The following is a 24,406-nucleotide window of genomic DNA, read 5'->3' as shown; positions in this document are numbered from 1 at the left end:
CCGGTTTACAATCCGGATTAATCAGTAATGGCTTATCAGGATCTACCAGGATAATGTTATCACTGGACGGGATTTAAAAGGCAAGTTTTAATTGTTCCCAGTATTGGTTGTAAAGGGTGACCGTGTCATCGCCGACATCGCGTTGAAAATAACCACGTTCGAGAGTTTTTTGCGAGGGATAAGTCAGTGGATTGTTACGGATCGTTTCAGGCAGTAATGCTTTGCCTTGGGCATTGGTAATAGCATGGCCTTCCAATAATGCGATTTGCTTTGCTATTTCAGGTTTTAGTAGGAAATTAATAAATTGATAAGCTTCCTCTGCATGAGGAGGATTACGCGGAATGGCGAGGCAATCGGACCAGATCACAAATCCATCTTCAGGATATACAAACTCGATTTGGTTGTTTTCCAATCGAGCCTTGAATGCATCGCCGTTCCACACACTGCCTGCATTTGCATCTTCATCAATCATAATGGCTTGTATGCTTTCGCTGGCAAACAATTTAATATTGGGAATAAGTTGCAACAATTTTTCATACGCGGCTTTGATGTGTTCTGCATCATGATCGTTGGGTGAATACCCTAGGCTCATCAAGGCAATGGAAAATACTTCACGGGCATCGTCCAGCAACAATAACTGGCGTTTAAACTGTTTTTCCCAGAATTCGCCCCAGCGTTTCGGAGCTTTTTTTATCCAGTTTTTATTATAAAAAATGCCAGTAGCTCCCCAGGTTAAGGGAATGCTGTATTGGTTTTTGGGATCAAAGTCACTGTCGACAAACATGGGTTCCAAATTTATAAGATTTGGAATGTTGGCATGATTCAGCTTAGTAAGCATCCCCAGTTTTTTCATGCGCTCAACATAGTAGCCAGAAGGCAAAATCACGTCGTAGACATTGTTTCTGCTGGCTTTTAGTTTGGCATACATTGTCTCATTACTGTCATAAGTCGAAAAATTTACTTTAATGCCGGTTTCAAGTTCAAATTCACGAACGACTTGTTTAGGTATTTCTCCTCCCCAAACATAAACATTTACAGTTTTTTGTCCAAACAGTGCTGTGGGGATAAAAAATAAGAAAAAGAAAAACTGTTTCATGTTGTTTTCCGTGCCAAACGGTGAGCAATTACCACAAGAATCATCGAGATAAAAAAAGTAATGGTGCATAAAGCATTTAATTCCGGTGTCACGCCTGCACGCACCAGGGAATAAATAGTAAGAGGCAAAATATTAAAATCAGGTCCGGCTACGAAATAGCTGATGATTACGTCATCAAAAGACAAGGTAAAACACAATAAAAAAGCGCTTAATACAGCCGGCCATAATAACGGCAATAGAATTTTAGTCAATGCAGTAAAGCGCGTAGCCCCTAAATCCAAGGCGCAGAAATAAATATTTGCATCCAGTGTATGGATACGGCTATTTATGGTAAGCACCACAAAAGGAATACAAAAGGTAATATGAGCAATCAACAGACTAAAGAAACCTAAAGGAATTGCCGTGATGTTGAAGAAAGTCAAAAGAGCCACACCCAATACCAAATCCGGTATTACAACCAGTAAAATAAGCAGGCTAAATAAAGTAATGCGGTACTGAGTTCGGTGTAAAAATAAATAAGTACATGCCAACAAACCTGTAACGGTAGCTACTATTGCCGCGCTTAGCCCTAATATTACTGAGTGCAGGAATGCTAACCATAGCTCGCGATCATGAAAAAGCTCTACGTACCATCGCGTTGAAAATCCATGCCATTGCAGGGAAAACTTTGCTTTATTCACGGAATAAAGAATAAGCACCAAAATTGGAAAGTACAATAAAATATAAATTAAAGCGAGATAGGTTTTTTGCACGAAGGATTTCAATGGATGATCTCCTTGCCATGACGACGATAGAAAAACAATAACAGCAGCAGTAAAGTGGTTAAAATGGTACTTGTGGCAGCTCCTTGTGGCCAATTTTCCAATACTAGAAATTGGTTTTGAATCATATTACCCAGCAGGATGGAACGGGCGCCCCCTAAAATATTAGGAATATAAAACAAAGTCATGGCCGGCAAAAACACCAGCAAGCACCCTGAAATAATTCCACCTAAGGTATTGGGTAAAAAGACACGAAAGAAAATTTGCCATTTGTTTGCTCCCAAATCTTTGGCTGCTTCTATTAATCTGAAATCAAAGCGCTCCATGTTTGTAAAGATAGGCAATACCATAAATGGAAACAAGTTATAGACTAAGCCGCTAATGACGGCAAAATTTGTATAAAGTAAGGAAAGAGGCTGTTCGATAAGATGCAATTTTAATAACACTAAATTTAAAATTCCTTTAAATTTTAATATTGCAATTAAGGAATAGGTACGCACTAGCGAACTCGTCCAAAAAGGGATAATGATGAGCAGCAGCAACAGCGATTGTTGTCTTGATTTAACCAATAAATAACTAAAAGGATAAGCCAGCAACAGACAGCTTAGTGTTGTAAATGCCGCAATAATAAAAGAACGTAAAAAAACTTTAAGGAAAAATGGCGACGTCAATTCGCTGTAATTATGCAAGGTAACCGGGAATGTAACCAGATGCGTGCTATCTTTTGATAAAAAGCTGGTTAATAAAATCAAGGTTAATGGCAAAAAACCAAACAGGATGAGCCATAAAAATAAAAAATAAATGGAAAATGGCTTAGCTTTCATAAGGCAATAACACTTCCCAACCTGGATACCATTGTATCCAAACAGCCTCGTTGATAGCGTATTCTAGCTTATCATCATCTTCATCAAAAAACTCAGAAGCATTAACAAGCTTGCCGGAAGGCAATTTAACCGTTAAATCCACGGTAGAGCCTTTATAGACAATATCTACAATTTTGCCGGGCAACATGCCTTCCGTGTGGGTGATTTCGTTTTCACCCCATACGCGGATATCTTCTGGGCGGATGATTAAATGGATCTTCTCACCGATTTTAAAGCGCCCGGTGTTCTTACACTCCAAGCGGATGGATTCAATTTCCGTATACAAACTATCATTGTGGACGCTTTGCACTTTGATATCAAAAATGTTTGTCTCGCCAATGAATTTTGCCACATGTAAATTAATGGGTGTTTCATATACTTGTCGCGGCGTGCCAATTTGTTCTATGTGCCCATGGTTAAAAATGACGATGCGATCCGACATGGATAGCGCTTCTTCCTGATCGTGGGTGACGAAAATGAACGTCATGTTTAATGTTTTTTGTAATTGTTTTAATTCGTATTGCATGGACTTGCGCAGGCGATAATCCAATGAACTTAGCGGCTCATCTAAAAGCAGAACTTGGGGTCGGCTGATAATTGCACGTGCAATAGCGACGCGCTGTTGTTGTCCACCGCTTAATTGTCTTATCCAGCGCTGGGCAAACGATTCCAGACGCACGAGCTTGAGCGCATCGGCGACGCGGTGTTTGATTTCGGTTTCACCCATACCCTTACAGCGCAGGGCAAAAGCAACATTTTCAAAAACATTTAAATGCGGGAATAAAGCATAGCTTTGGAAAACCGTATGGACATCCCGTTTTTGTGGCGGAAGATGATTGACGCATTCGCCATTGATGTAAATGTTGCCGGAGCTAGGTTGTTCAAAACCGGATATCATCCTAAGCAACGTGGTTTTACCGCACCCTGAGGGACCCAATAGCGTCAGAAATTCCCCTGGGTGCACTGATAAGGAGACATCGCTTAGGATAACGGCTGCTCCATATGATTTATAAACCTCTTTGATTTCAATCAATGGAATAGGCATGGCTTTGCATTTAAAAAAGGTCGAATTATGAAGCCTGGCATATTATTTGTCCATAGAGATTTGCAAGACATGCTTGCCTTGAGCAAAGCTGTTTGGCTCGACACAGCAAGCAGGAACACAAAAACGAATCCCTACCAAACCGAAACGCGGTCAATAGTCGTTTGCAGGCTGCATACTTCTGAAATTCCGCCATTATTACAAATGACGGTTCCTTTGGCAGGATCAATTGCCATGACGCCGCCTTGCCACAGACAACACCCTTGAATTTTCTGCAAATCCATAACGGCATGGCGACTACAATAGCAAGACGAATAATATCCATTGTTACAAACAAAACGTCCTGCGGATGAATCGCAATAATTAATACCCCCCATATTTTCACAGCAACTCGGGCAAGCACTGTATTGCGCAACTGGTGGCGGACACGGATTGGTGCAAGGTTGAGTTTTACAGATATTGACCGCGTGCACAGCAAAGGCTGCAGCAATTAAAAAAAGCCCAAAAATTAAGCGTAATGAATGCATTACCAGTTCCATTAAATAGATATCGATCAGAATACCATATAGTTATGGCAAATCAATTTCATTATTGTGCAAATGTTTCCCGTTTATGCCCCAATGTTTTCATCGGTTAAACTGGGATTTTTTATCTCCAAATCCACGGCTTCTATTTGCTGAAAGCGCTGGGTAATTTTACGTGCAGATGTGTTCACGTCAGTGACATCTTGATGAGCCTGATCGATATGTTTGGATAATTTATCCATTCTTTTTTCAAATCGCTGAAAGTCATCTGCAAGCGCTTGCAAATGTTTTTGAATGATATGCACTTGTTTGCGGGTGGCATCATCTTTTAGCACAGCTCTTGCGGTTGTTAAAACGGCCATTAAAGTCGTTGGAGAAACCAGCCATACTTTTAAACGCTGGGAGAGGGTGATGATTTCCGGATAATTAGCGTGGATTTCCGCAAAAATAGCTTCGGCTGGAATAAACATCACGGCGCCATCCGTGGTTTCATTGGGAATAATGTATTTTTCAGCTATGTCTTTAATGTGTTTTTGCAAATCGGTACGGAATTGTTGCTGCAAGGATTTACGCTCTACAGAATTGGCAGCAGTATTCATTATTTTTTGATACGTTTCCAAAGGAAATTTGGCGTCAATTACAATATGGCCGGAAGGTTCAGGGAGGAATAAAACACAATCGGCGCGTTTTTGGTTGCTAAGGGTGTATTGTAAACGATAGTGGTTGCTCGGGATCATATTGGCAACCAGGGTGGATAACTGGACTTCTCCAAATGCCCCGCGAGCTCTCTTATCCATCAAGACATCTTGCAGGTCGACTACGTGGTGAGATAACTCGGTTATTTTCTTTTGCGCTTCATCGATAATAGTCAAGCGGCGTACTACATCGGTAAAGGTGGACGAAGTTTTTTCGAAACCTTCTGTCAGACGATGGTTTACTTGCTGGGTGAGGTTATGCAAATGATTGCGTATTTCTTCGGTCAAGGTTTGCAAGTGCGAGCTTAAAGAGCCGGCATGTTGCTTAAAACTATGCTGTATTTGTTCACGGACATCAGCCATTTGACCTTGCAAGGTTTGGGTGATGAGTTGTTGGTTTAGCAACTGGCCGTGCGCAATTTTTTCATAAATGGTTTGTTGGCTTGCTAGATAAGTTTCGTGGATATCTAACTGAAGTTTATGAATAATTTGCGTTAACAGTTGTTGTAATTTTTCATAGCGTCTAAACAATAACAGTAATAACAAAAATTGCAGGATGATGCCTGCAGCCAGAGAAATGGTAATAAGAGGCAAATTATTCATAAATTCCTTTGTATTCGGCTTAAAGCCATAAGAATCTGATGGGTTGTATGTTGCTAGTGTATGGCAAAAATGTAAAGATTCAGCAACTGACTATTTCCCATCAATCAATATGAACGACCAAGCGGTTTTAAAACAAATTAATGAATTACGCGAGCGAGTGAGGCTTTATGACTATCATTATTATGTTTTAGACGAACCGCTGGTTCCAGATGCGGAATATGATCGATGCTTTAAGGCATTACAAGCCCTTGAAGAGCAATATCCGCAATATTTAACATCCGATTCACCTACTCAACGGGTAGGGGCAATGCCAGCTTCTGCTTTACAGCCCATTGCGCACCGCAAACCGATGCTTTCGTTGGCCAACGTGTTTACTGAGGAAGAATTGCATGCATTTATTAAACGCGTTGCCGATCGATTGCATCATCCTGAAGAGCAATTGATCTTTGCTTGCGAGCCAAAGTTAGACGGACTTGCCGTTAATTTGACATACGAACACGGGACCCTGGTATCCGCCGCTACGCGCGGAGATGGTTCTGTCGGCGAAAATATCATCAACAATATTAAAACCATTGCAGCGGTGCCATTAAAATTAATGAGTGAAAAGACGCCAAACTTCATTGAAGTACGTGGTGAAGTCTATATGCCCAAAGCTGGATTTGAGGCATTTAATGAGCAAGCGCGTAAACAAGGTGAAAAAACATTTGCAAATCCACGCAATGCCGCTGCCGGGAGCCTTCGTCAGTTAAATCCTGCCATCACTGCCCGCAGGCCATTAGCTATTTATTGTTATGGTTTTGGGGCGCATGAAGGAATTAGCCTCCCGGATAGTCATATTGCCCAAATTGCACTGTTAAAGGAATTAGGGTTTAGAGTAAATTCAGAAACTAAAGTTGTACAAGGGTTAAAAGGGTGCCTGCAATACTATGAAGCGATATTAAAAAAGCGTGATGCTCTGCCGTATGAAATTGATGGGGTAGTCTACAAAGTTGACAGTAACCGTTTGCAGGAAAAGTTAGGGTATGTAGCGCGCGCCCCGCGTTTTGCCTGTGCTCATAAGTTTCCAGCGAGTGAAGAAATGACTACCTTGCTTGCGGTGGATTTCCAGGTAGGCCGTACTGGTGCATTAACACCTGTGGCACGCTTAAAGCCGGTCAGTGTTGCAGGCGTCACGGTTAGTAATGCCACGTTGCACAATATGGATGAAATCGAACGCAAGGATGTGCGTATTGGCGATGTGGTCGTTGTCCGCCGTGCCGGGGATGTCATCCCGGAAGTGGTGGCGGTGGTTGCGGAAAAGCGCCCATCCGATACGCAAATGATTTCCATGCCAACTCATTGTCCAGTTTGCGGTGCTGAAGTGATTCGCGAAGAAGGGGAAGCTGTATCGCGTTGCACGGGTGGCTTGTTTTGCAAAGCGCAGCTTAAAAGAATGATATTGCATTTTGCTTCGCGCCGGGCAATGGCTATTGATGGATTGGGGGACGTTTTAGTGGAGCAATTAATTGCTGCCGGTTTATTAAATGATGTATCTGATATTTATGCTTTAACCTTGGAACAGTTGGCCAGTTTACCGCGTATGGGCCAAAAATCAGCTGAAAATTTACTCAAGGCCATCGAGCATAGTAAAAATACGACGTTGCAACGGTTTTTATATGCTCTCGGTATTCGCGAAATTGGTGAAGCAAGCGCTCATATCTTGGCGACTCATTTTAGCGATATAGATGACTTGCACAAAGCTTCGATAGACAAGCTCACTACTTTAAAAGATATAGGACCGGTGGCGGCTGCGCACGTCGTTCATTTTTTTGCCCAACGACATAATATGGAAGTAATTAAAAAATTACAGGGTTATGGGGTGTACTGGCCACAGAAACAAATTGCAAAAGTAAATACAGAGCATCTATTTTATGCTAAAACACTGGTTTTAACCGGGAGTTTGTCCAGCATGAGCCGAGACGAAGCCAAAGAGAAATTGTTGACTATCGGTGCTCGTGTTGCTGGCAGTGTGTCTAATAAAACAGATTATGTGGTGGCAGGGGAAGATCCTGGGTCAAAATTGGATAAAGCGGAAAAATTGGGAGTAAGCATTCTTACTGAACAAGAGTTTATTGTCATGCTGGAAAATAAAGTGAATTAGCGTGAGGGTTGGAAGCACTTAATTCAGTCAGGGAGAATAGATTGAATATTTTGAGGTTAATCTTACTTATGCTGCTGCTAACAAATCATTGGATTGCAGTTGCCGGTAATTTTATTTTGAACAATCCATACCCTGCTGAAGAATCAACACAAAAAATTTATTACACTTCGTTTAGCGGCCAACCTAAAACGCTCGATCCCGCCAAATCTTATTCAAGTAATGAATATCAATTCATTGGCCAAATCTATGAGCCTGTTTTGCAATATGATTATTTAACCCGCCCCTATACTTTGCTCCCATTAACGGCCGTCCGTATGCCTGAGGTGCGTTATTACAATAAAAACGGTAAAGAAATAGCACCGAGCCAGGCGCAACAAGCTGCATCGATAGCATATTCAGTGTACACAATTCACCTTAAAGCGGGCATTATGTATCAACCTCATCCCGCTTTTGCGCGTGCTCCTGATGGGCAATACCGCTATCATAATTTAGATGCCGATTTCCTGGACGACTATGATATTGATACATTAGCGGATTTTGAGTTTTCAGATACGCGCGAGCTTATAGCTGATGATTATATCTATGAAATCAAGCGCCTTGCCAATCCAGCCGTAAATTCGCCCATTTATGGGCTTTTAAGCGAATACATCGAAGGTTTTCGCGAGTTTGCTAAAACGCTTCCCGTTGCAAAAAATCCAAATGAGTACATCGACTTGCGCCCGTATCCACTGCGAGGTGTGAAAAAAATTGACAATTATACTTTTGAAATCACCATCAAAGGATTATATCCACAGTTTGCTTTCTGGCTTGCCATGCCTTTTTTTGCGCCTATACCTTGGGAAGCGGATCGGTTTTATTCCCAAGCTGGAATGGATGATAAAAATCTGGATTTAAGTTGGTATCCTGTGGGGACCGGCCCTTTTATGCTGAGTGAGAATAATCCGAACAGCCGCATGGTTTTGGAAAAAAATCCCAACTACCATCCAGAGTTTTTTCCGGAAGAAGGCAGTTTGGAAGATGAACAGCAAGGCTATTTGCACCATAAAAATCAGGAATTGCCATTAATTGAGAAAGCAATTTATACCCTGGAAAAAGAAGCGATACCGCGCTGGAATAAATTTTTGCAAGGTTATTTTGATTTATCAGGGGTTGGGACAGACAGTTTTGATCAAGCCATTAAAATCACCCATACGGGCGCTACTGTCTTGACGCCTGAAATGAAAGAAAAAGGGATCCGTCTAACGCAGGTTGACGATCCCTCGATTTATTATATGGGCTTTAATATGCTTGACCCCATCGTTGGCGGCAACAGCGAGCGTGCGCGTAAACTCAGGCAAGCTATTTCCATAGCGGTTAATTTTGACGAAAACATTGCCATTTTTTTCAATGGTCGCGGCCAAGCTGCGCAAGGTCCAATTCCTCCAGGAATTTTTGGACATCGCGAGGGAAAGGAAGGCATTAATCCCTACGTATACAAATGGATTGGCAACGAACCTAAACGACGTTCTATCCAAGATGCAAAAGCTTTAATGAAAGAGGCGGGTTACCCTGGCGGAAGGGATAAGGCGACAGGTAAGCCCTTAATCTTACATTATGATGTGCCTGCTACAGGCGGCCCGGATGATAAAGAACAATTAAATTGGATGCACAAGCAATTTGCACGTATTGGCATTGCATTAAACATACGTGCTACACAATACAATCGTTTTCAGGAAAAAATGCGGAATGGCAATGCGCAAATCTTTAGCTGGGGGTGGAATGCCGATTACCCGGATCCTGAGAATTTTTTATTTTTGTTATATGGGCCTAATGGTAAGGTAAAGTATGGTGGCGAGAATGCCACAAATTACCATAACCCAGTTTATGACCGCTTGTTTGATTTAATGAAAAACCGTAATAATGATGCAAAACGCCAGGAATTAATCGATCAAATGGTTGCTATTCTGCGTCGGGATGCGCCATGGATATGGGGCATCAATAGTCAAAGCCTTATTTTGAGCCAGCAATGGGTTGCTCCTATTAAAACGAATACCATTTCTCAAAATACATTAAAATACATCGCAATCGACGTTCCCATGCGAAACCACTTCAGGGAAATTTGGAACCGTCCCATTTTATGGCCTGTCGGTTTGTTTTTATTATTGCTCTTGTTTTTATTGTTGCCTTTTATAGTGGCTTACTTTCTTAAACAAAGAGATCGTGCTCCGAGAATAGTTTTATGACCCAGTATTTAATAAGACGAATTCTATACATGGTTCCTATTTTGCTGGGAATTAATATCCTGACCTTTGCATTATTTTTTATGGTGAATTCCCCAGACGATATGGCGCGGATGCAGCTGGGGCAAAAACACATTAAAGAGGAAGCTATAGCTGAATGGAAAGCGCAGCGCGGCTATGATTTGCCTTTATTCTATAATGCCGAAGCATCCGGCACGAAGCAATTGACGCAAACCCTGTTTTTCCAGAAATCACTGCTTTTATTTGCTTTTGATTTTGGCGTTTCGGATGCAGGGCGGGATATCAGTTACGATGTCATGGAGCGAATGTGGCCGAGTCTTGCTATTGCCATTCCGGCATTAATATGCAGCGTAATCATCAACATCATGTTTGCCATGCTGATGGCGTTTTTCCGCTCAAGTTATCTGGATTTAAGCGGGGTAATTGCTTGCATTATTTTAATGTCTATTTCCACTATGTTCTATATCATTGGGGGACAATATATTTTTGGAAAAATTTTGCGGCTGGTGCCGATTTCAGGTTACGACGATGGTTTCGACAGCATTAAATTTGTTTTTCTGCCTGTATTAATTTCGGTCATTGGCGGCCTGGGCGCTGGCAGCCGTTGGTATCGTACCTTATTTCTGGAAGAAATGGATAAAGATTATGTTAAAACTGCCCGGGCCAAAGGCTTATCCGAGGTGCGCGTATTATTTCGACATGTGTTAAAAAATGCCATGCTGCCAATTTTGACCGGGATTGTCGTCATTATTCCCACGCTGTTTATGGGAAGCCTTGTTTTAGAATCGTTTTTTGGTATTCCCGGTTTAGGAAGTTATATCATCGATGCCATTCAACAACAGGATTTTGCCATTGTAAGAGCCATGGTTTTTCTTGGATCCGTTCTTTATATTGTAGGGTTAATTTTAACGGATATTTCCTACACATTGGTGGACCCGCGCGTGAGATTAAAATGAACCTTGAATTACTTTGGACGGATCAATGTTTTCTAATCGTTCTAATTTTAAGCTTGATAGTTATTGCTAACTCATTGCGCAAGGAACATGTGCGACGTGCTTATCGACAAATTTTTTCGAAACCGATCGCGGTAGGCTCTGCAATTATTTTATTGTTTTTCTTGTTAATTGCCCTGTTGGATTCAGTGCACTTCAACAAACCCGGAAGAGATACATCCAGTTCATTGCTGGATTATGTATTGGCCCCCTTGGATTCCACATTTGAAAAGACTTATTCAGCGCCTTTAGCATTGACATTGTACACAAGTGAAACCGTATTCTCAGCAGGCCATGCACAACAAATTTACCCACGCTTGAAATACATCTCACGCGATTTAAAAGACGCAGTCCAAGTGAAACAGTTATTAGCAAGGATTATATTAAAATCTGTGACTTATAGCCTTTTAGCCATCATGATCTCATGGTTTTTCTTTGCTCTTTTTAGAAAATGGTATAACGGGAAAGGCCTTTTTTTCTTCACACGGGCAAATGTCAGCGCGCTCGCTACCTTATTGCTGCTGTTGATTTTTGCCATGGGTAGTTTATGGCTGTCGCAATATCTCCATGTTTTAGGGACAGGAAAGATTGGACAGGATATTTATTATTATGCGCTAAAGAGTATCCGTACAGGTTTAATCATCGGTATGCTCACCACGTTGTTCATGATGCCCCTGGCTTTATTACTAGGGATTGCAGCCGGGTATTATGGGGGGGTTATTGATGACATCATCCAATACATTTATACAACGTTAAGCTCCATACCAGGGGTATTGTTAATCACGGCTTCGGTGCTTTCCATGCAAACTTACATAGCCAATCATCCGGAGCAATTCACGACTTTGGCGCAGCGGGCCGATGCCCGTCTGCTCGCGCTCTGTTTTATTTTAGGGATCACCAGCTGGACCAGTTTATGCCGCTTGCTGCGTGCTGAGGCATTAAAAATACGTGAAATTGATTTCGTCATGGCGGCCAAGGCCTTAGGCAGCAGTTCCATTAAAATTATTTTTAAACATTTATTGCCAAACGTGATGCATATCGTGTTGATCACGCTGGTATTGGATTTCAGTTTTTTGGTGTTGGCTGAAGCCGTTCTCTCCTACGTTGGGGTAGGGGTTTCCCCGTTAACCATCAGTTGGGGAAATATGATCAATACCGCACGCTTAGAATTAGCAAGAGATCCCATTGTCTGGTGGCCTATGGCAGCCGCGTTTATTTTTATGTTTATTTTGGTTCTTGCCAGCAACTTGTTTGCTGATGCAGTGAGGGATGCTTTTGATCCAAGGCAGGTGAGCGTTTAGCTTCTTTCATTTAAAAATAATAAACAAGTTAAGCATCTTCAGTTAAAATCCCTGTTTCCTGTAAATTGATATAACAATTTAATCATCAAGAATATGGATTAGGCTCAATGCAATCACGTTTTGTTCATCTGCGTATACATAGTGAATATTCTCTAATTGATGGTTTGATTCGTATTAAACCATTAATGAAAGCACTGCCCGAAAAAGGGATGAATGCAGTAGCTGTAACGGATAATTGCAATTTATTTGCCGCTGTAAAGATATTTCAAAGCGCTACTGCGGAGGGAATTAAACCCATACTTGGGTGCGATTTACCGTGCCATGAGCCTGAAAAACCAGACTTGACTTATTCTTTGTTGTTATTGTGTCAGAATGAAACGGGTTACCGCAATTTAACACGATTGGTATCAAAAGGTTATCAAGAAGGGCAATATCAGGGTGAACCGCGTATCCAATGGGCATGGATACCTCAATATGCAGACGGATTGATTGCTTTATCGGGCGGACGTCTAGGCGATATTGGGCAGGCGTTGCTGGCAGGTGATGAGAAACGTGCACTGGAGTTGGCAAAAAAATGGTCGGACGTTTTCCCTAATCGTTATTATCTGGAAATACAACGAACGGATCGCCCCGATGAAGATACTTACAATGAAAAAATAGTACAGTTAGCGGAAACGCTTAATTTGCCGCTTGTAGCAACCAATGACGTGCGCTTCCTGCAGCAGGAAGACTATCATGCCCATGAAGCGCGGGTGTGTATCCATCAAGGCCGTACATTGGCGGATCCATCGCGTCCACGTAGCTATAGTGCAAAACAGTATTTGCGTTCTGCCGATGAAATGAGCGAATTATTTAGCGATATCCCGCAAGCTATCCAAAATACCGTTGAAATTAGCAAGCGTTGTACGGTAAAGCTTGATTTAGGTAAAAACTATCTACCAAATTTTCCTGTACCAGCCGGCGATACGGTTGAAAATTATTTATCGCATTTATCCACACTTGGGCTTAATGAACGGTTGCAGCAAATTTTTCGCGACAAGCCAGAGGCTTTGTCAGCTAAGCGCCCTATCTATGAAGAACGTCTTAAGATTGAATTAAATGTCATCAATTCAATGGGATTTGCAGGGTATTTCCTCATTGTTGCCGATTTCATCAAATGGGCTAAAAATAACAATGTGCCTGTAGGACCAGGGAGAGGATCAGGAGCTGGTTCTCTCGTAGCTTATGCATTGCATATAACCGACTTAGACCCATTGCAATATGATTTACTGTTTGAGCGTTTCCTAAACCCCGAACGCGTTTCCATGCCCGATTTTGATATTGATTTTTGCATGGAAGGCAGGGATCGGGTGATTGAATACGTAGCCGAAAAATATGGACGCAACAGCGTGTCGCAAATCATTACCTTTGGTTCCATGGCAGCAAAAGCCGTAGTGCGGGACGTTGGGCGCGTGTTGGGGCATCCCTATGGTTTTGTGGATAAACTAGCCAAACTTATTCCATTTGAGTTGGGTATCACCTTAAATAAAGCGCTTGAGCAAGAAGATGAATTGCGCCGCCGTTATGAAGATGAGGAAGAAGTTAAGGAATTATTTGATTTGGCTTTAAAGCTTGAAGGAATCACCCGCAATGCAGGCAAACATGCCGGTGGAGTGGTAATTGCACCTTCCGAGTTAACGGATTTTACTGCAATTTACTGTGAAGAGGGTTCCACGCAATTAGTTAGTCAATTTGACAAGGATGATGTGGAATCTGCGGGTTTGGTGAAATTTGACTTTTTAGGCTTAAGGACGCTGACTATTATTAATTGGGCTTTAACCACAATTAATCAGCAAAGGCAAAGAGACAATCTTGCGGCAATTGATATTAATGAAATCCCCATGGACGATGCCGCCACATTTGATTTATTAAAAGCTTGTCAAACCACAGCGGTATTCCAGCTTGAGTCACGCGGCATGAAAGAGCTTATTCACCGCTTACAACCAGACTGCTTTGAAGACATCATTGCTTTAGTTGCCTTGTTTCGCCCCGGCCCATTGCAATCGGGAATGGTAGATGATTTTATCGACCGCAAACATGGACGAGCTAAAGTTGAATATCCTCATCCGGATTTAGAGCCAATTTTAAAGCCAACTTACGGGGTTATTCTTTATCAAGAACAAGTGATGCAAATTGCCCAAGTATTAGCCAATTACACCTTGGGAGCGGCCGATTTATTGCGGCGGGCCATGGGTAAGAAAAAACCGGAAGAAATGGCAAAACAGCGGGAAATTTTTACTGAAGGAGCCAGTAAACGCGGTGTCGACGTGCAGACAGCTACGTATATTTTCGATTTGATGGAGAAATTTGCGGGCTACGGATTTAACAAATCGCATTCTGCTGCTTATGCTTTAGTGGCTTACCAAACCGCTTGGTTAAAGGCTCATTTTCCCGCAGCATTCATGGCTGCGGTCATGTCTTCCGATATGGATAATACGGACAAGGTGGTTAATTTTATTCATGAATGCAAGCACATGAATTTAACTATTTTACCGCCCTCTATTAACCGTTCCGATTACCATTTCACAACGCTTGATGATACAACCATTGTTTACGGCCTGGGGGCAATTAAAGGTGTAGGGGAAGCAGCAATCCAAATTTTGGTTGATGAACGCAGCAAGGGATTGTATGAGGGATTGTTTAGTGTGTGCCAACGCTTGGATATGCGCAAGGCAAACCGACGCGTTCTTGAGGCTTTGATAAAAAGTGGGGCAATGGATGAATGGGGCATAGAACGTGCTGTTTTATATGCATCACTAGATAAAGCCATGCAAGCAGGGGCACATTTTCACCAAACCCAAAGCAGCGGTCAAACCAACCTCTTTACATTATTCGATGAGCAAGAAGAGCAAGAAGATTATCTTGTTTGTCCGCCATGGCATGAGAAAACCCGCTTGGAAGGGGAAAAAGAAACTTTAGGATTTTACCTAAGTGGGCATCCGGCAGGTATTTATTTACAAGAATTTAGCGAATTTACCCAGCCTATCAGCAGATTATCGGCTTCATTGACCAAAAAAGTACTTATTTGTGGTTTGGTAACGAATGTTAGACGTATATTGACCAAGCGTGGTAAGAAACTAGCCATTATTGGTTTGGAAGATTCCACTGGAAATCTTGATGTGGTGGCTTTTTCAGAAATATTCGAAGCGTGTCAAAATCCAATTCAGGCAGGGCAGATCTTATTGGTAGAAGGTGAGCTTGCCCAGGATGATTACACGGGTGGCGTAAAAATGACTGCTACCGCATTACTTGATTTGCATGAAGCGAGAACCCGATTTGCCAAATACCTGCATATAAAGCTTACTGAGCAAGATGCAAGTCTACTGCCCGCATTACAATCAGTCTTAAAAGCACATCAAGGCGGATGCGGAATTAGAATTCATTATGAAAATAAAAAAGCCAAGGCAGTGCTCAACCTGGGAGCAGGCTGGTCTATTGTGCCGAGCGATGAGGCATTGAGCATGCTTGCAAGTTTGCTTAATAAAGATCGAGTCAAGCTTTGCTATAGCTAAAGTGAAGCAGGCCAAGCTTGTGCATCCTATACTTAATTTACCGGAGTAATCTACCTAGCTTGAGGGATGTATGAAGGTTGCCTACCGCCACCTTGATGAAGCGGTCAAAGCTAAAATCATCACCGCGAAGCAGCGCGATAATTTGCTGGAATTTTTAAAAGCGCAAACAGAGCAAAGCCCAAATTTTAATTTTACGAATGTTTTATATTATTTAGGCGGCCTGCTGGCAATTGGTGCCATGACTTTATTTATGAATCTTGGCTGGGAAACTTTTGGTGGATGGGGTTTATTCGGGCTTACTGTTTTATATGGAATTTTAGGCTTGTCTCTGGCGCATGTTTGCCAAAGAAAAAATTTGAAAATTCCTGCAGGTATCTGTGCAACATTTGTAATTTGTTTAACGCCGCTCGCTCTTTATGCATTACAAAAAGCCATGGGATGGTGGCCTGATGATGCTGTCGTCTATCGTGATTACCATCTCTATATAAAATGGCATTGGATTTTTATGGAATTAGGCACATTAGCCATGGGAGTTATTCTTGCCTGGATTTATCGCTATCCGTTTATGCTGCTGCCTATCGCAGTAACCCTTTGGTACCTGTCCATGGATGTAGCGGTTATGTTAAGCCAGGAGGATATTTTTAATTTTGAATTGCGTGCGCTTGTTTCCATGTATTTTGGGTTGGTTATGACGCTTGTTGCATTTTGGGTGGATGTGCGTTCACGATATGCCGCAGATTATGCATTTTGGCTGTATCTTTTCGGCGTGTTTACCTTTTGGGGTGGTTTATCATGTCAAAGTTCCGACAGCGAGTTATCCAAATTTTTCTATTGTTGCATCAACCTGGCCATGATTGGTATTGGCGTTTTACTAGTGAGGAAAGTTTTTGTCATTTTAGGAGCTTTAGGATGTGCTTTTTATTTGGGACATTTGGCATGGACTGTATTTCCTGAAAGTCCGCTTTTTCCTGTTGCATTGACGGCCATTGGTGCCTTAATTATATATTTGGGAACGTTATGGCAAAAAAATGAAAAAGAACTGGCCCGCAAAGCACAATCCATTTTACCTAAATCTTTGCGCCAAGTGCTGCAGGAGCGGCAACTGGATTAATGATAAAATAATGAGTTGAAACAAGCTAATTTTACGTTGGTTTGTTCGCGAGTAATTTTTCAAATTCGCCCGACACTTCGTTAGCCAGTTTCTGGCGTTTGGTTTCCATAAAGAAAGCATTTCCAGTGATTAAAAGCTTGCCTATGATCACTAAAAGACCGATGCCTGTAGCTGCGATGAGGATGTTGGCAAGAACAGGTTTCCAAAGGGAGCGATGTGTACTTAAATCTTTATGTGTTTGAGCAAGGCGCTGTTTAAAGCTATCCTGAATTTTTTCAATTGTTTTTGTATCTGGATTAAGGGTATTTTTTTCGGCAAAGTAAAGGTAAGCCAAGTTCTCAAGAGCATCAGCTGCTGCAATCGCTTTTTCCCCCTCGACCTCATTTTTTAGGTTTTTTTGTTTGATGGCTTCGCCATGTGCTCTTAAAACTTGCAAGCTCCTTAAAAGTTCCCTGGTTTTGGGATCATGCTGGTTTAATAACCGCAGGATGTCATCTTTTCCTAAAAGAAAGGCAAATTCATAAGCTGTGATAGAGGGGTTTTCCTTGTCTTCTTTTTGTGCAAGAAAATCTTCTATTCTTGCCTGTGTCTTTGCTGAGCCCTCGGCAATAAGTTTTGCTTTAACCGCTGAATAATTGCAAAAAGCTGTGTCTTTAAAAGGAATTTTTAATTCAAAAAGCGTTTCGATAATGGTTATTTGATCACGCAGGATGGCTAGATAAGGAATGAGATCTTCCGAGTCATAAGGGATAAGTTTGATTAACGCTTCTTTGGCGCCTTGTATTGCAGCACGCATGATGGGAGTGACATTGCCTTTATCTTTCTTAGCCAGATCCACACCTTTATCCGCCAAGAAAGGAATAAGGTGCGCCTGATTGTGTGCGGCAGCTATGTGCGCTATGTTTTGTCCGCTCTCATCGTCTTTATTTAAATCAAAACCTTTTTCAGCCAGAAGCTTAATAATCCCCAATTGTCCAGCTTTGGCTGCACAATGCAAAGGCGTTAAGCCTTTTTTATCTTTTTTATTAAAATCAAAACCTTGTTCTAAATATTTTTCAACTAAATCGGCGTAGCCTTTCTCTGCCAGGTAATGAGCAATAGTCTTGCCATCTCTATCTTCAATAGCCAAATCAAAGCCTTTTTTCTTAAAGAGGTCAAGGATCGTATCGCTGCCCGCCCATGAAGCATAGTGAATGGGATGCACTCCATTCTCATTTTTGTTGCAGTCTATTTCCTTGTCATTGAGTAGCTTAACCACGATGTGTTCTTGCTGTCTAAGTATGGCATTATGTAATGGAGTAACACCTCCATCAGCTTCCTCATTTAAATTTGCTCCCAGCTGTTTAAGGGTATCCAGCGTCTTGCTTTGCCCCCCTATGGCTGCATAGTGGGATGGAGTAAATCCGTTTTTTTCGTTTCTTTTATTTACAGGGATTTTATATTGATGCAGTACCGTAATTGCCTCGTATTGGCCAGTTAATGCAGCTACATGCACAGGAGCCACGCCCTTCGTATCGGTTTTATCCAAATCCACATTGTTCTTTGCAAGTTCATGGAGAATATTTATATGGCCGTTTTGGGCAGCAATCCATGCAAGGGTGTGTTTAGTCTCCTTATATGTTTTATGGAGATTGGCTCCAGCCTTGCCAAGCTCGGAGAGCATGGCTGCATCTCCCTGGGCTGCAGCCATATAAGCTAAATCGATGCCATCCCGACTCGCTCGCAAAGCCATTTCCGCCAGATTCTTACCAAATTTTAATGTGGAAAAATCTTTTTTAAACTGCACGAGGTTTGGATGATCACCCGTAGTGAACAGGGTTGCATTTAATGGTATGTGCCAATCATAGCCAAAAGCTAGCGATATGTAATAAGAAAGATTGTCGGTGTCTTTGCCCAGGGTTTTAGGCGGATATTGATTAATATCCATAAACGTCCAGCCTGCTTCCTGTTGATAGGTAAGCGCAATGGCATGGCTTTGGTTTGCCAGCATGAGCCCCACTTGTTGTTCAGGTGGCAAATGTTGAGCAAGTAAGTTTGCAAGTTCATCGAAATACTTTTTTATTTCTTCGCGAGTCAGGATCATTGCTTCTTTGTAAATCTGTTGCCAGCCTCCTTTTTTAAGTATGGAATCAGAGGAAGCGATTGGCGAAATTTTTTCTATATTTTCCTGACATGCGCCTTCAGGAAGCAAAGAATGGTTGTGAGGGCGATGATATAAAACAAGGCTTTCGTAGAAGGCGAGGACGTCGAAAAGTTCTTGTTCTTCTTCAGTTAAATGTTGTAAATCTGGTGCAGATGTTTGCCAACTGGCCACTCTTTTTTTGACAATAGCAACTTGCTTGAGGAGCGGTTCGGCAAAATTGTTATATTCCGCTATTTTTTCGATTCGTTTTAAAAATAATTTTTCTTCACCAGCCAAGCAGGCTTCAAGCCAACGTATGGAAAAACCCTGACAAATCCCTTTTGAATCTTTACTCTCATAGCCTAGTTTTTTTGCGACATCAAAAGCATGCATAATAGTCAAAATGGTTTTAATTTTGCCATTATAGCATCTAAATGTTAACTGTACCATCAAAACAATATATTAATAAATTAATCAAGAAGGGTAAAAAGACAACGGGGGATTTGTTTTGCAATTTTAACTTATGTATTCCAGCTCAAGAAAGCTTTTTTTGTCAAAGGCCATACGCTAACATAAGCTTCATTATTGTTTTACCTTTAAAAAGCTGTAAATCTAAGGATGGTTTCATGAAGAAGTTTTGCCGGCTGGTTATTTTGTTTTCTTTATTGGCTATGATGCATAGCGGCCATGCAAATGTGCGCGAACAAAATGCTTATCGGGATTTTTGGTCACCCACCTATCATGGCCAGAGATTGGCATATTGTACTTTAAATGGAAAAAAGTGCGGTGCTGCTGTAGCCGATTGTTATTGCCGTAAAATGGGATATCAACGTGCCAGTACACAAATTATGGAGCACAATGTCGGTATAAGCAATTATTTAAACAGTCGTGCACAATGCCAGGGTTGGCGCTGTAACGGATTTAAGTTAATTCAATGTGTAGGGGTGGTAAAGCATCAACCGCCCGCGAAATATCATTATCGTTCCAGACGCTTCGCTGCACCGCGCATCGGTCATTATCGTGTTGATTGGTGCTATGAAAACAGCAAAGGCTGCGGACAGCGGGCCGCCTATTCTTTTTGCAGGCGCATGGGGTATTTAAAAGCGCAAGAATATAAAAAAGCGCCTCACCTTCCTGCAACAAAAGCCTTGGGAAATCAAAGATTATGCTTTGGCAAAGAGTGCGAAGGGTTTAGCTCCATTATTTGTTATCGATGATAATTCTGCAGAGTATTACAAACTAGCGACGAAAATAGGGCGTGTCATCAATTAAAAAGTATCATTAATAAACAATAAGTTATTAATTATCTCTGTTGGTAAAATCATTGATATTCGTTGTTTAGCCAAAAAGATGTATTTTATTTCCATGTCTTTTCAAAAGTCCATGGATTGTTTATTCTGCCCTGAAGTTAGCCATGTAAGTGTAAAGATGCGTCGTTACGGATTAAAAGAAAAGCAATGGGAAAAGATTAAAGATTTATTGCCCGGCCGCAAACAAAGTGTGGGAGTCACAGCCCAGGATAACAGACTTTTTGTCGAGGCAGTTTTGTACCGCTATCGCGCAGGTATTTCGTGGAGGGATTTGCCGGAACGTTTTGGAGATTTTCGTGTGATCCATACTCGTCACACACGTTGGAGCAAGACGGGCATTTGGGAAAAAATTTTTATCGCCCTTTCAGAAGATTCGGATAATGAATATGTCATGATTGACTCAACCATAGTGCGACATCAGCACAGTGCCGGCGCTAAAAAAAAGAGGGAGATGAGCTATCGGACGCAGCAGTGGCGGATTAAGCACCAAGATACACGCTACTTGTGATGCACTGGGCAACCCGACTGGCTTTCATTTGACAGGGGGTCAGGCACATGACCTTGATGGCGCTGATGTGTTACTTGAAAACATGTGTGCCGATGCGTTGCTTGCTGATAAAGCCTACGATGCAGAAGACAGAGTTTTGAAAAAGCTTAAAGGGAAAGCTTGTGAGGCTGTTATACCCCCGAAATCTGTAAGAAAAATTAAAAGAAAATACGATAAATTTTTATATTATTCACGCCATCTTATAGAAAATTTCTTTTGTAAATTAAAGCAGTTTAGTGCCATCGCAACCAGATACGATAAAAGAGCAAATAATTTCCTCGGAGGAATTTATTTGGCAGCAACTGTCATTTTGCTTAATTGATGACACGCCCTAATTGTTCATGCACTTTAAAACGCTGTCTTACATGGGGTAATCAACTTTTCAAATTCATTGGAGACTTCCTTAACCATTTGTTGACGATTGGTTTCAGCAAAGAAAGCACTGCCTGTGATTAAAAGTTTGCCTAAGATAACTAGAAGACCGATGCCGGTCGCTGCTATAAGAATATTGGCAAGAATAGGCTTCCACAATGCTCGGTGGGTGCTTAGGTCTTTGTAAGTTTGGGCCAGTTGTTGTTTAAAACTATCCTGAATTTTTTCTATGGCTTTGCTATCAGGATTAGGAGAACTTTTCGCAGAGAAATAAAGGCAAGCCAGTGTCTCAAGTGCATCAGCCGCTAAGATGGCTTTTTCCCCTTCTATGGTATTTAGGTCTTTAGCATTTTCCTTGCCTGCTTCTTCTTTTTTATTTTCTTTATTTTTGTTTTTAATGGTTTCGCCATGTTCTCTTAAAGTTTGCAAGCTGGTTAATAACTCGGTAGTTTTAGGATTCTGCTGATTGAATATTCGTACAATTTTATCTTTTCCCAAAAGGAGGGCAAATTCATAAGGGGTAATAGGGATCTTCTCCTTATCAGATTTTTGTTTTATAAATGTTCGGAGCCTTGTTTCTATTTTTTGTGGTATGGTTTCCCCTGGATTTAAGTGAGAGGCAATAATTTTTCTTAATTCGTTTTCTGAGTAGCTCTTTGAGGCTTCGTCTTTAAAATCTATCTTGAATTCAGTGAGGGCTTGAATGATTTCAGATTGTTCGTGCTCAATGGCGATGTAGGGTATATTTTTCCCTATTCCATATTTGGCCAGTTCCGTAAAAGCGTCTTTAGAGCCGCTTTTCGCGGCATACATGAGCGGAGCAAACCCATGGTTGTCTTCCTTGGCCATGTCTACACCTTGAGCCGCCAAAAAGGGAAGAAGAGCTGTTTGGTTTTCCATAGCAGCTATATGCGCTATAGTTTGTCCCTCATTATTTTCTACATTTAAATCAAAATTTTTAGTGGCGAAAAACTCAACTATATCAAGCTGTCCACCTTCAGCTGCATAATGAAGAGGCGTAAAGCCACGTGCGTTTTTCTTATTAAAATCTAACTCTTGAGTCATCAATTTTTCGATCAATGCTTTATGTCCGCCTAGGGCGAGAAAATGGGCAATCGTGCTTCCCTCAGCATCTTCCATGTGTAAATTAAATCCTCTATCTTTAAAAAGATTAAGAATAATCTCATTGCCTGCAAAAGCTGCGTAATGGATGGCATGGTAGCCCCTCTCAGCCCGTAGGTCACAGTCCACTTGTTTATCATTTAATAACTGAGCTACAATATGCCCCTGATTCTTAAACGCTGCAAGGCATAGCGGGGTCATGCCGTCCTCAGTTTGCGCGTTTAAATCTGCCCCTAATTCTTTAAGTGTAGCTAAGGCCGAGTCATGCCCCTTCGATGCTGCATAATGAGCCGGACTCCATCCACCATTACCCCGTTGATTGACTGATACCCCATGCTGGTGCAGCATGGCAATAGCCGCCCCATGGCCATGGGACGAAGCAAGCTCCATAGGAGTCACTCCGCGGCTTGGTGTATGTAAATCCACATTATTTTTCGCAAGGATATCAAGTATTTCTGCATCCCCATTCATCGCAGCTAGAAAAGCAAGATTGTACCTATCGTCATCTTCTTGCCAGAGATACGTTTTATACATTATATTAAGATCAGCTCCTTTTTGAGCGAGCTTGACAAGGGCGCTTGCATCTCTATTCTGGACAGCCATATAAGCTAAATCGATACCGCCATAACCACACTCATCAAATCGCTCAACTATCTTAGTGTTTTGCCGGGTTTTAAATGCAGCAAACTGTGTTTTTAATTGTTCAAGTTGTGGGTGTCTGCCGGTGGTAAAGAGATCGATACTAAAGGGAATATAGTTCTTGGAAAGATCAGAACAAAAGATAGCCAGACAGCTTAAATCATATCCCAAGACTTGCCGGTTATTGCTTAGATTATCATTACAAATATCACGATGATCAACTAATGTCCAACCTGCCTGCGGTTGATAGGTTAAAGCGATGCTATGATATGAGAGACGTAAAGTGATTCCTACTGTTTCCTGAGGAGCAAGACTAAGATTGAGAATACCTGCCATTTCTTTAAAGTACGTGTCTATTTCTTTTGAGGAGAGCATTGCAGCTTGGGAATGAATTCGTAGCAATCCACCTTCTCTTTGGATAGATTCAGAGGATGCGATGTGGGACGTTTGTTCAATGCGTTTGCCATTGAGTAGAGCCGCGTCATATAAAAGTATACTCTCGTAGAACGCCAAAACGTCTAAAATATTTTGCTCTTCTGCCGTTAAGGTCTGCGAAATTTTTTCTTCTGCGCTTAAATTTTTCCAACTTATAACTTTCTTTTTTAACGTACTGACTTTTTCCAGGAATTGTGTGCCTTGGCTATGATATTGTTCTATCCTTTTAATTCGCTCTAAGAAATCCTTTTCCTCATTAACTAAACAGGCTTCCAACCAGCGTATTAAAAAACCTGAATAATTTTCGTCGCCTTTAAAATAACCTAATTTTTTGCCGAGTTGTATAAAAGACATAAACAAGCACCTTGTAACTTTTATAAACATTATAGCATGTATGAAACAATATTCTTAAACCCTCATTACCATACTTGCGGTCAAGCAGGTATCTCAAAGGAGTGATGTTGTAATATTAGCCTTGCAGTTTGCACAGTGTGAAACTTCTGACGCGGCAGGAAGGCGGATTTTGGGTGAATTTAAAACTTTTATCTGGTAAAAAAGATGATAAATAGAAGAAAAATTTTCAAGAATTTTAAACTTGATGTGATTAGATTCGTGAAAACCAAAGTTACGGTCGGGGCCCGAGGCAGCTCGTAGTTTGTTGCTCAATTCTAACGTGCTAATTGTTGGATTAAAAGAACATAAGGCAGTTGAGGGTCAAGCATTCAGAGGCAATGGTAAGTTAATTGCTGAACAGCTTGAGCAATTGCGGGAGGAAAACCAGCGCCTGAAGATGGAAAAAGAAATTTTAAAAAAGGCGGGGGCAAATTCAATCGATCATTGCAACACCTCGCTCAATTTATCCGCCGGAGCTAGAAAGTTCAATGTTTTCCGCGGTCTTTCATTTAATTCTCTGGCAATTTTATCCAAATCAAATTGAGAG

At 41.5% G+C, this 24,406-nt stretch carries 16 protein-coding genes; 8 read left to right on the top strand and 8 right to left on the bottom strand.

The genetic code is table 11. The annotated features are described in order from the left end of the window. Window positions 1-73: 73 nt before the first annotated feature. From ELY11_RS08875 to ELY11_RS08850, 6 genes are all read right to left on the bottom strand, one after another. Window positions 74-1,096: an ABC transporter substrate-binding protein gene (locus ELY11_RS08875; RefSeq protein WP_127033156.1), complete on the bottom strand. Its 1,023-nt coding sequence runs from the start codon at window positions 1,094-1,096 to the stop codon at window positions 74-76. Continuing rightward, window positions 1,093-1,860, bottom strand: a complete 768-nt coding sequence (locus ELY11_RS08870; protein WP_126954118.1) for an ABC transporter permease subunit — start codon at window positions 1,858-1,860, stop codon at window positions 1,093-1,095. The genes ELY11_RS08875 and ELY11_RS08870 overlap by 4 nt, the downstream gene beginning before the upstream one ends. Continuing rightward, window positions 1,857-2,681 (bottom strand): ABC transporter permease, encoded by an 825-nt coding sequence (locus tag ELY11_RS08865; RefSeq protein WP_126954117.1) that lies wholly within the window; start codon window positions 2,679-2,681, stop codon window positions 1,857-1,859. Before ELY11_RS08865 ends, ELY11_RS08870 begins: the two co-directional genes overlap by 4 nt. Next, a complete protein-coding gene (potA, locus tag ELY11_RS08860; RefSeq protein WP_126954116.1) occupies window positions 2,671-3,765 on the bottom strand; it encodes a spermidine/putrescine ABC transporter ATP-binding protein PotA in 1,095 nt (364 codons plus the stop codon). Before potA ends, ELY11_RS08865 begins: the two co-directional genes overlap by 11 nt. A 131-nt stretch (window positions 3,766-3,896) precedes the next feature. Next, window positions 3,897-4,289, bottom strand: coding sequence for a neurogenic locus notch (locus tag ELY11_RS08855; RefSeq protein WP_126954115.1), 393 nt, complete (start codon window positions 4,287-4,289; stop codon window positions 3,897-3,899). An 83-nt stretch (window positions 4,290-4,372) separates the two neighbouring features. Next, on the bottom strand, window positions 4,373-5,584 hold the full coding sequence (locus ELY11_RS08850) for a DNA recombination protein RmuC (protein WP_126954114.1): 1,212 nt from the start codon (window positions 5,582-5,584) through the stop codon (window positions 4,373-4,375). 109 nt (window positions 5,585-5,693) lie between these two features. Between ELY11_RS08850 and ligA the strand changes: the two genes are divergently transcribed. From ligA to ELY11_RS08820, 6 genes are all read left to right on the top strand, one after another. Next, window positions 5,694-7,724 carry an NAD-dependent DNA ligase LigA gene (ligA, locus tag ELY11_RS08845; RefSeq protein ID WP_127033154.1) on the top strand — a complete coding sequence of 677 codons (2,031 nt, stop codon included), beginning with the start codon at window positions 5,694-5,696 and terminating at the stop codon, window positions 7,722-7,724. Between the two features lie 68 nt (window positions 7,725-7,792). Next, complete coding sequence (locus ELY11_RS08840; RefSeq protein WP_127033152.1) at window positions 7,793-9,946, top strand: ABC transporter substrate-binding protein; 2,154 nt, start codon at window positions 7,793-7,795, stop codon at window positions 9,944-9,946. Further along, window positions 9,943-10,920, top strand: a complete 978-nt coding sequence (locus ELY11_RS08835; protein WP_126954111.1) for an ABC transporter permease — start codon at window positions 9,943-9,945, stop codon at window positions 10,918-10,920. Before ELY11_RS08840 ends, ELY11_RS08835 begins: the two co-directional genes overlap by 4 nt. Further along, complete coding sequence (locus ELY11_RS08830; protein WP_127033150.1) at window positions 10,917-12,257, top strand: ABC transporter permease; 1,341 nt, start codon at window positions 10,917-10,919, stop codon at window positions 12,255-12,257. Before ELY11_RS08835 ends, ELY11_RS08830 begins: the two co-directional genes overlap by 4 nt. A gap of 107 nt (window positions 12,258-12,364) precedes the next feature. Further along, entirely contained in the window at window positions 12,365-15,808 is a 3,444-nt protein-coding gene (dnaE, locus tag ELY11_RS08825; protein WP_127033148.1) for a DNA polymerase III subunit alpha, read from the top strand. A gap of 70 nt (window positions 15,809-15,878) precedes the next feature. After that, complete coding sequence (locus ELY11_RS08820; protein ID WP_126954108.1) at window positions 15,879-16,919, top strand: DUF2157 domain-containing protein; 1,041 nt, start codon at window positions 15,879-15,881, stop codon at window positions 16,917-16,919. A 31-nt stretch (window positions 16,920-16,950) separates the two neighbouring features. On the opposite strand, the gene ELY11_RS08815 is transcribed toward ELY11_RS08820, so the two are convergent. Continuing rightward, window positions 16,951-19,434 (bottom strand): ankyrin repeat domain-containing protein, encoded by a 2,484-nt coding sequence (locus tag ELY11_RS08815; RefSeq protein WP_158615187.1) that lies wholly within the window; start codon window positions 19,432-19,434, stop codon window positions 16,951-16,953. Window positions 19,435-19,667: 233 nt separating this feature from the next. Here ELY11_RS08815 and ELY11_RS08810 point away from each other — a divergent pair, with 233 nt between their 5' ends. Beyond that, on the top strand, window positions 19,668-20,258 hold the full coding sequence (locus ELY11_RS08810) for a hypothetical protein (protein WP_127033143.1): 591 nt from the start codon (window positions 19,668-19,670) through the stop codon (window positions 20,256-20,258). A 211-nt stretch (window positions 20,259-20,469) separates the two neighbouring features. Continuing rightward, window positions 20,470-21,220 (top strand): IS5 family transposase gene (locus ELY11_RS08805; RefSeq protein ID WP_371923147.1). Its coding sequence is split into 2 segments (ribosomal slippage): window positions 20,470-20,807 and window positions 20,806-21,220, totalling 753 coding nucleotides; the frame shifts between segments, so codons are not numbered across the junction. A gap of 26 nt (window positions 21,221-21,246) precedes the next feature. Here ELY11_RS08805 and ELY11_RS08800 read toward each other — a convergent pair. Beyond that, window positions 21,247-23,820 (bottom strand): ankyrin repeat domain-containing protein, encoded by a 2,574-nt coding sequence (locus ELY11_RS08800; RefSeq protein ID WP_158615186.1) that lies wholly within the window; start codon window positions 23,818-23,820, stop codon window positions 21,247-21,249. Window positions 23,821-24,406 lie beyond the last annotated feature (586 nt).

Source organism: Legionella septentrionalis, from assembly GCF_003989745.1.
Classification (GTDB): Bacteria; Pseudomonadota; Gammaproteobacteria; order Legionellales; family Legionellaceae; genus Legionella_A; species Legionella_A septentrionalis.
Note: the sequence above shows the minus strand (reverse complement) of the source record. Positions and strands in the feature narration are given on the sequence as shown.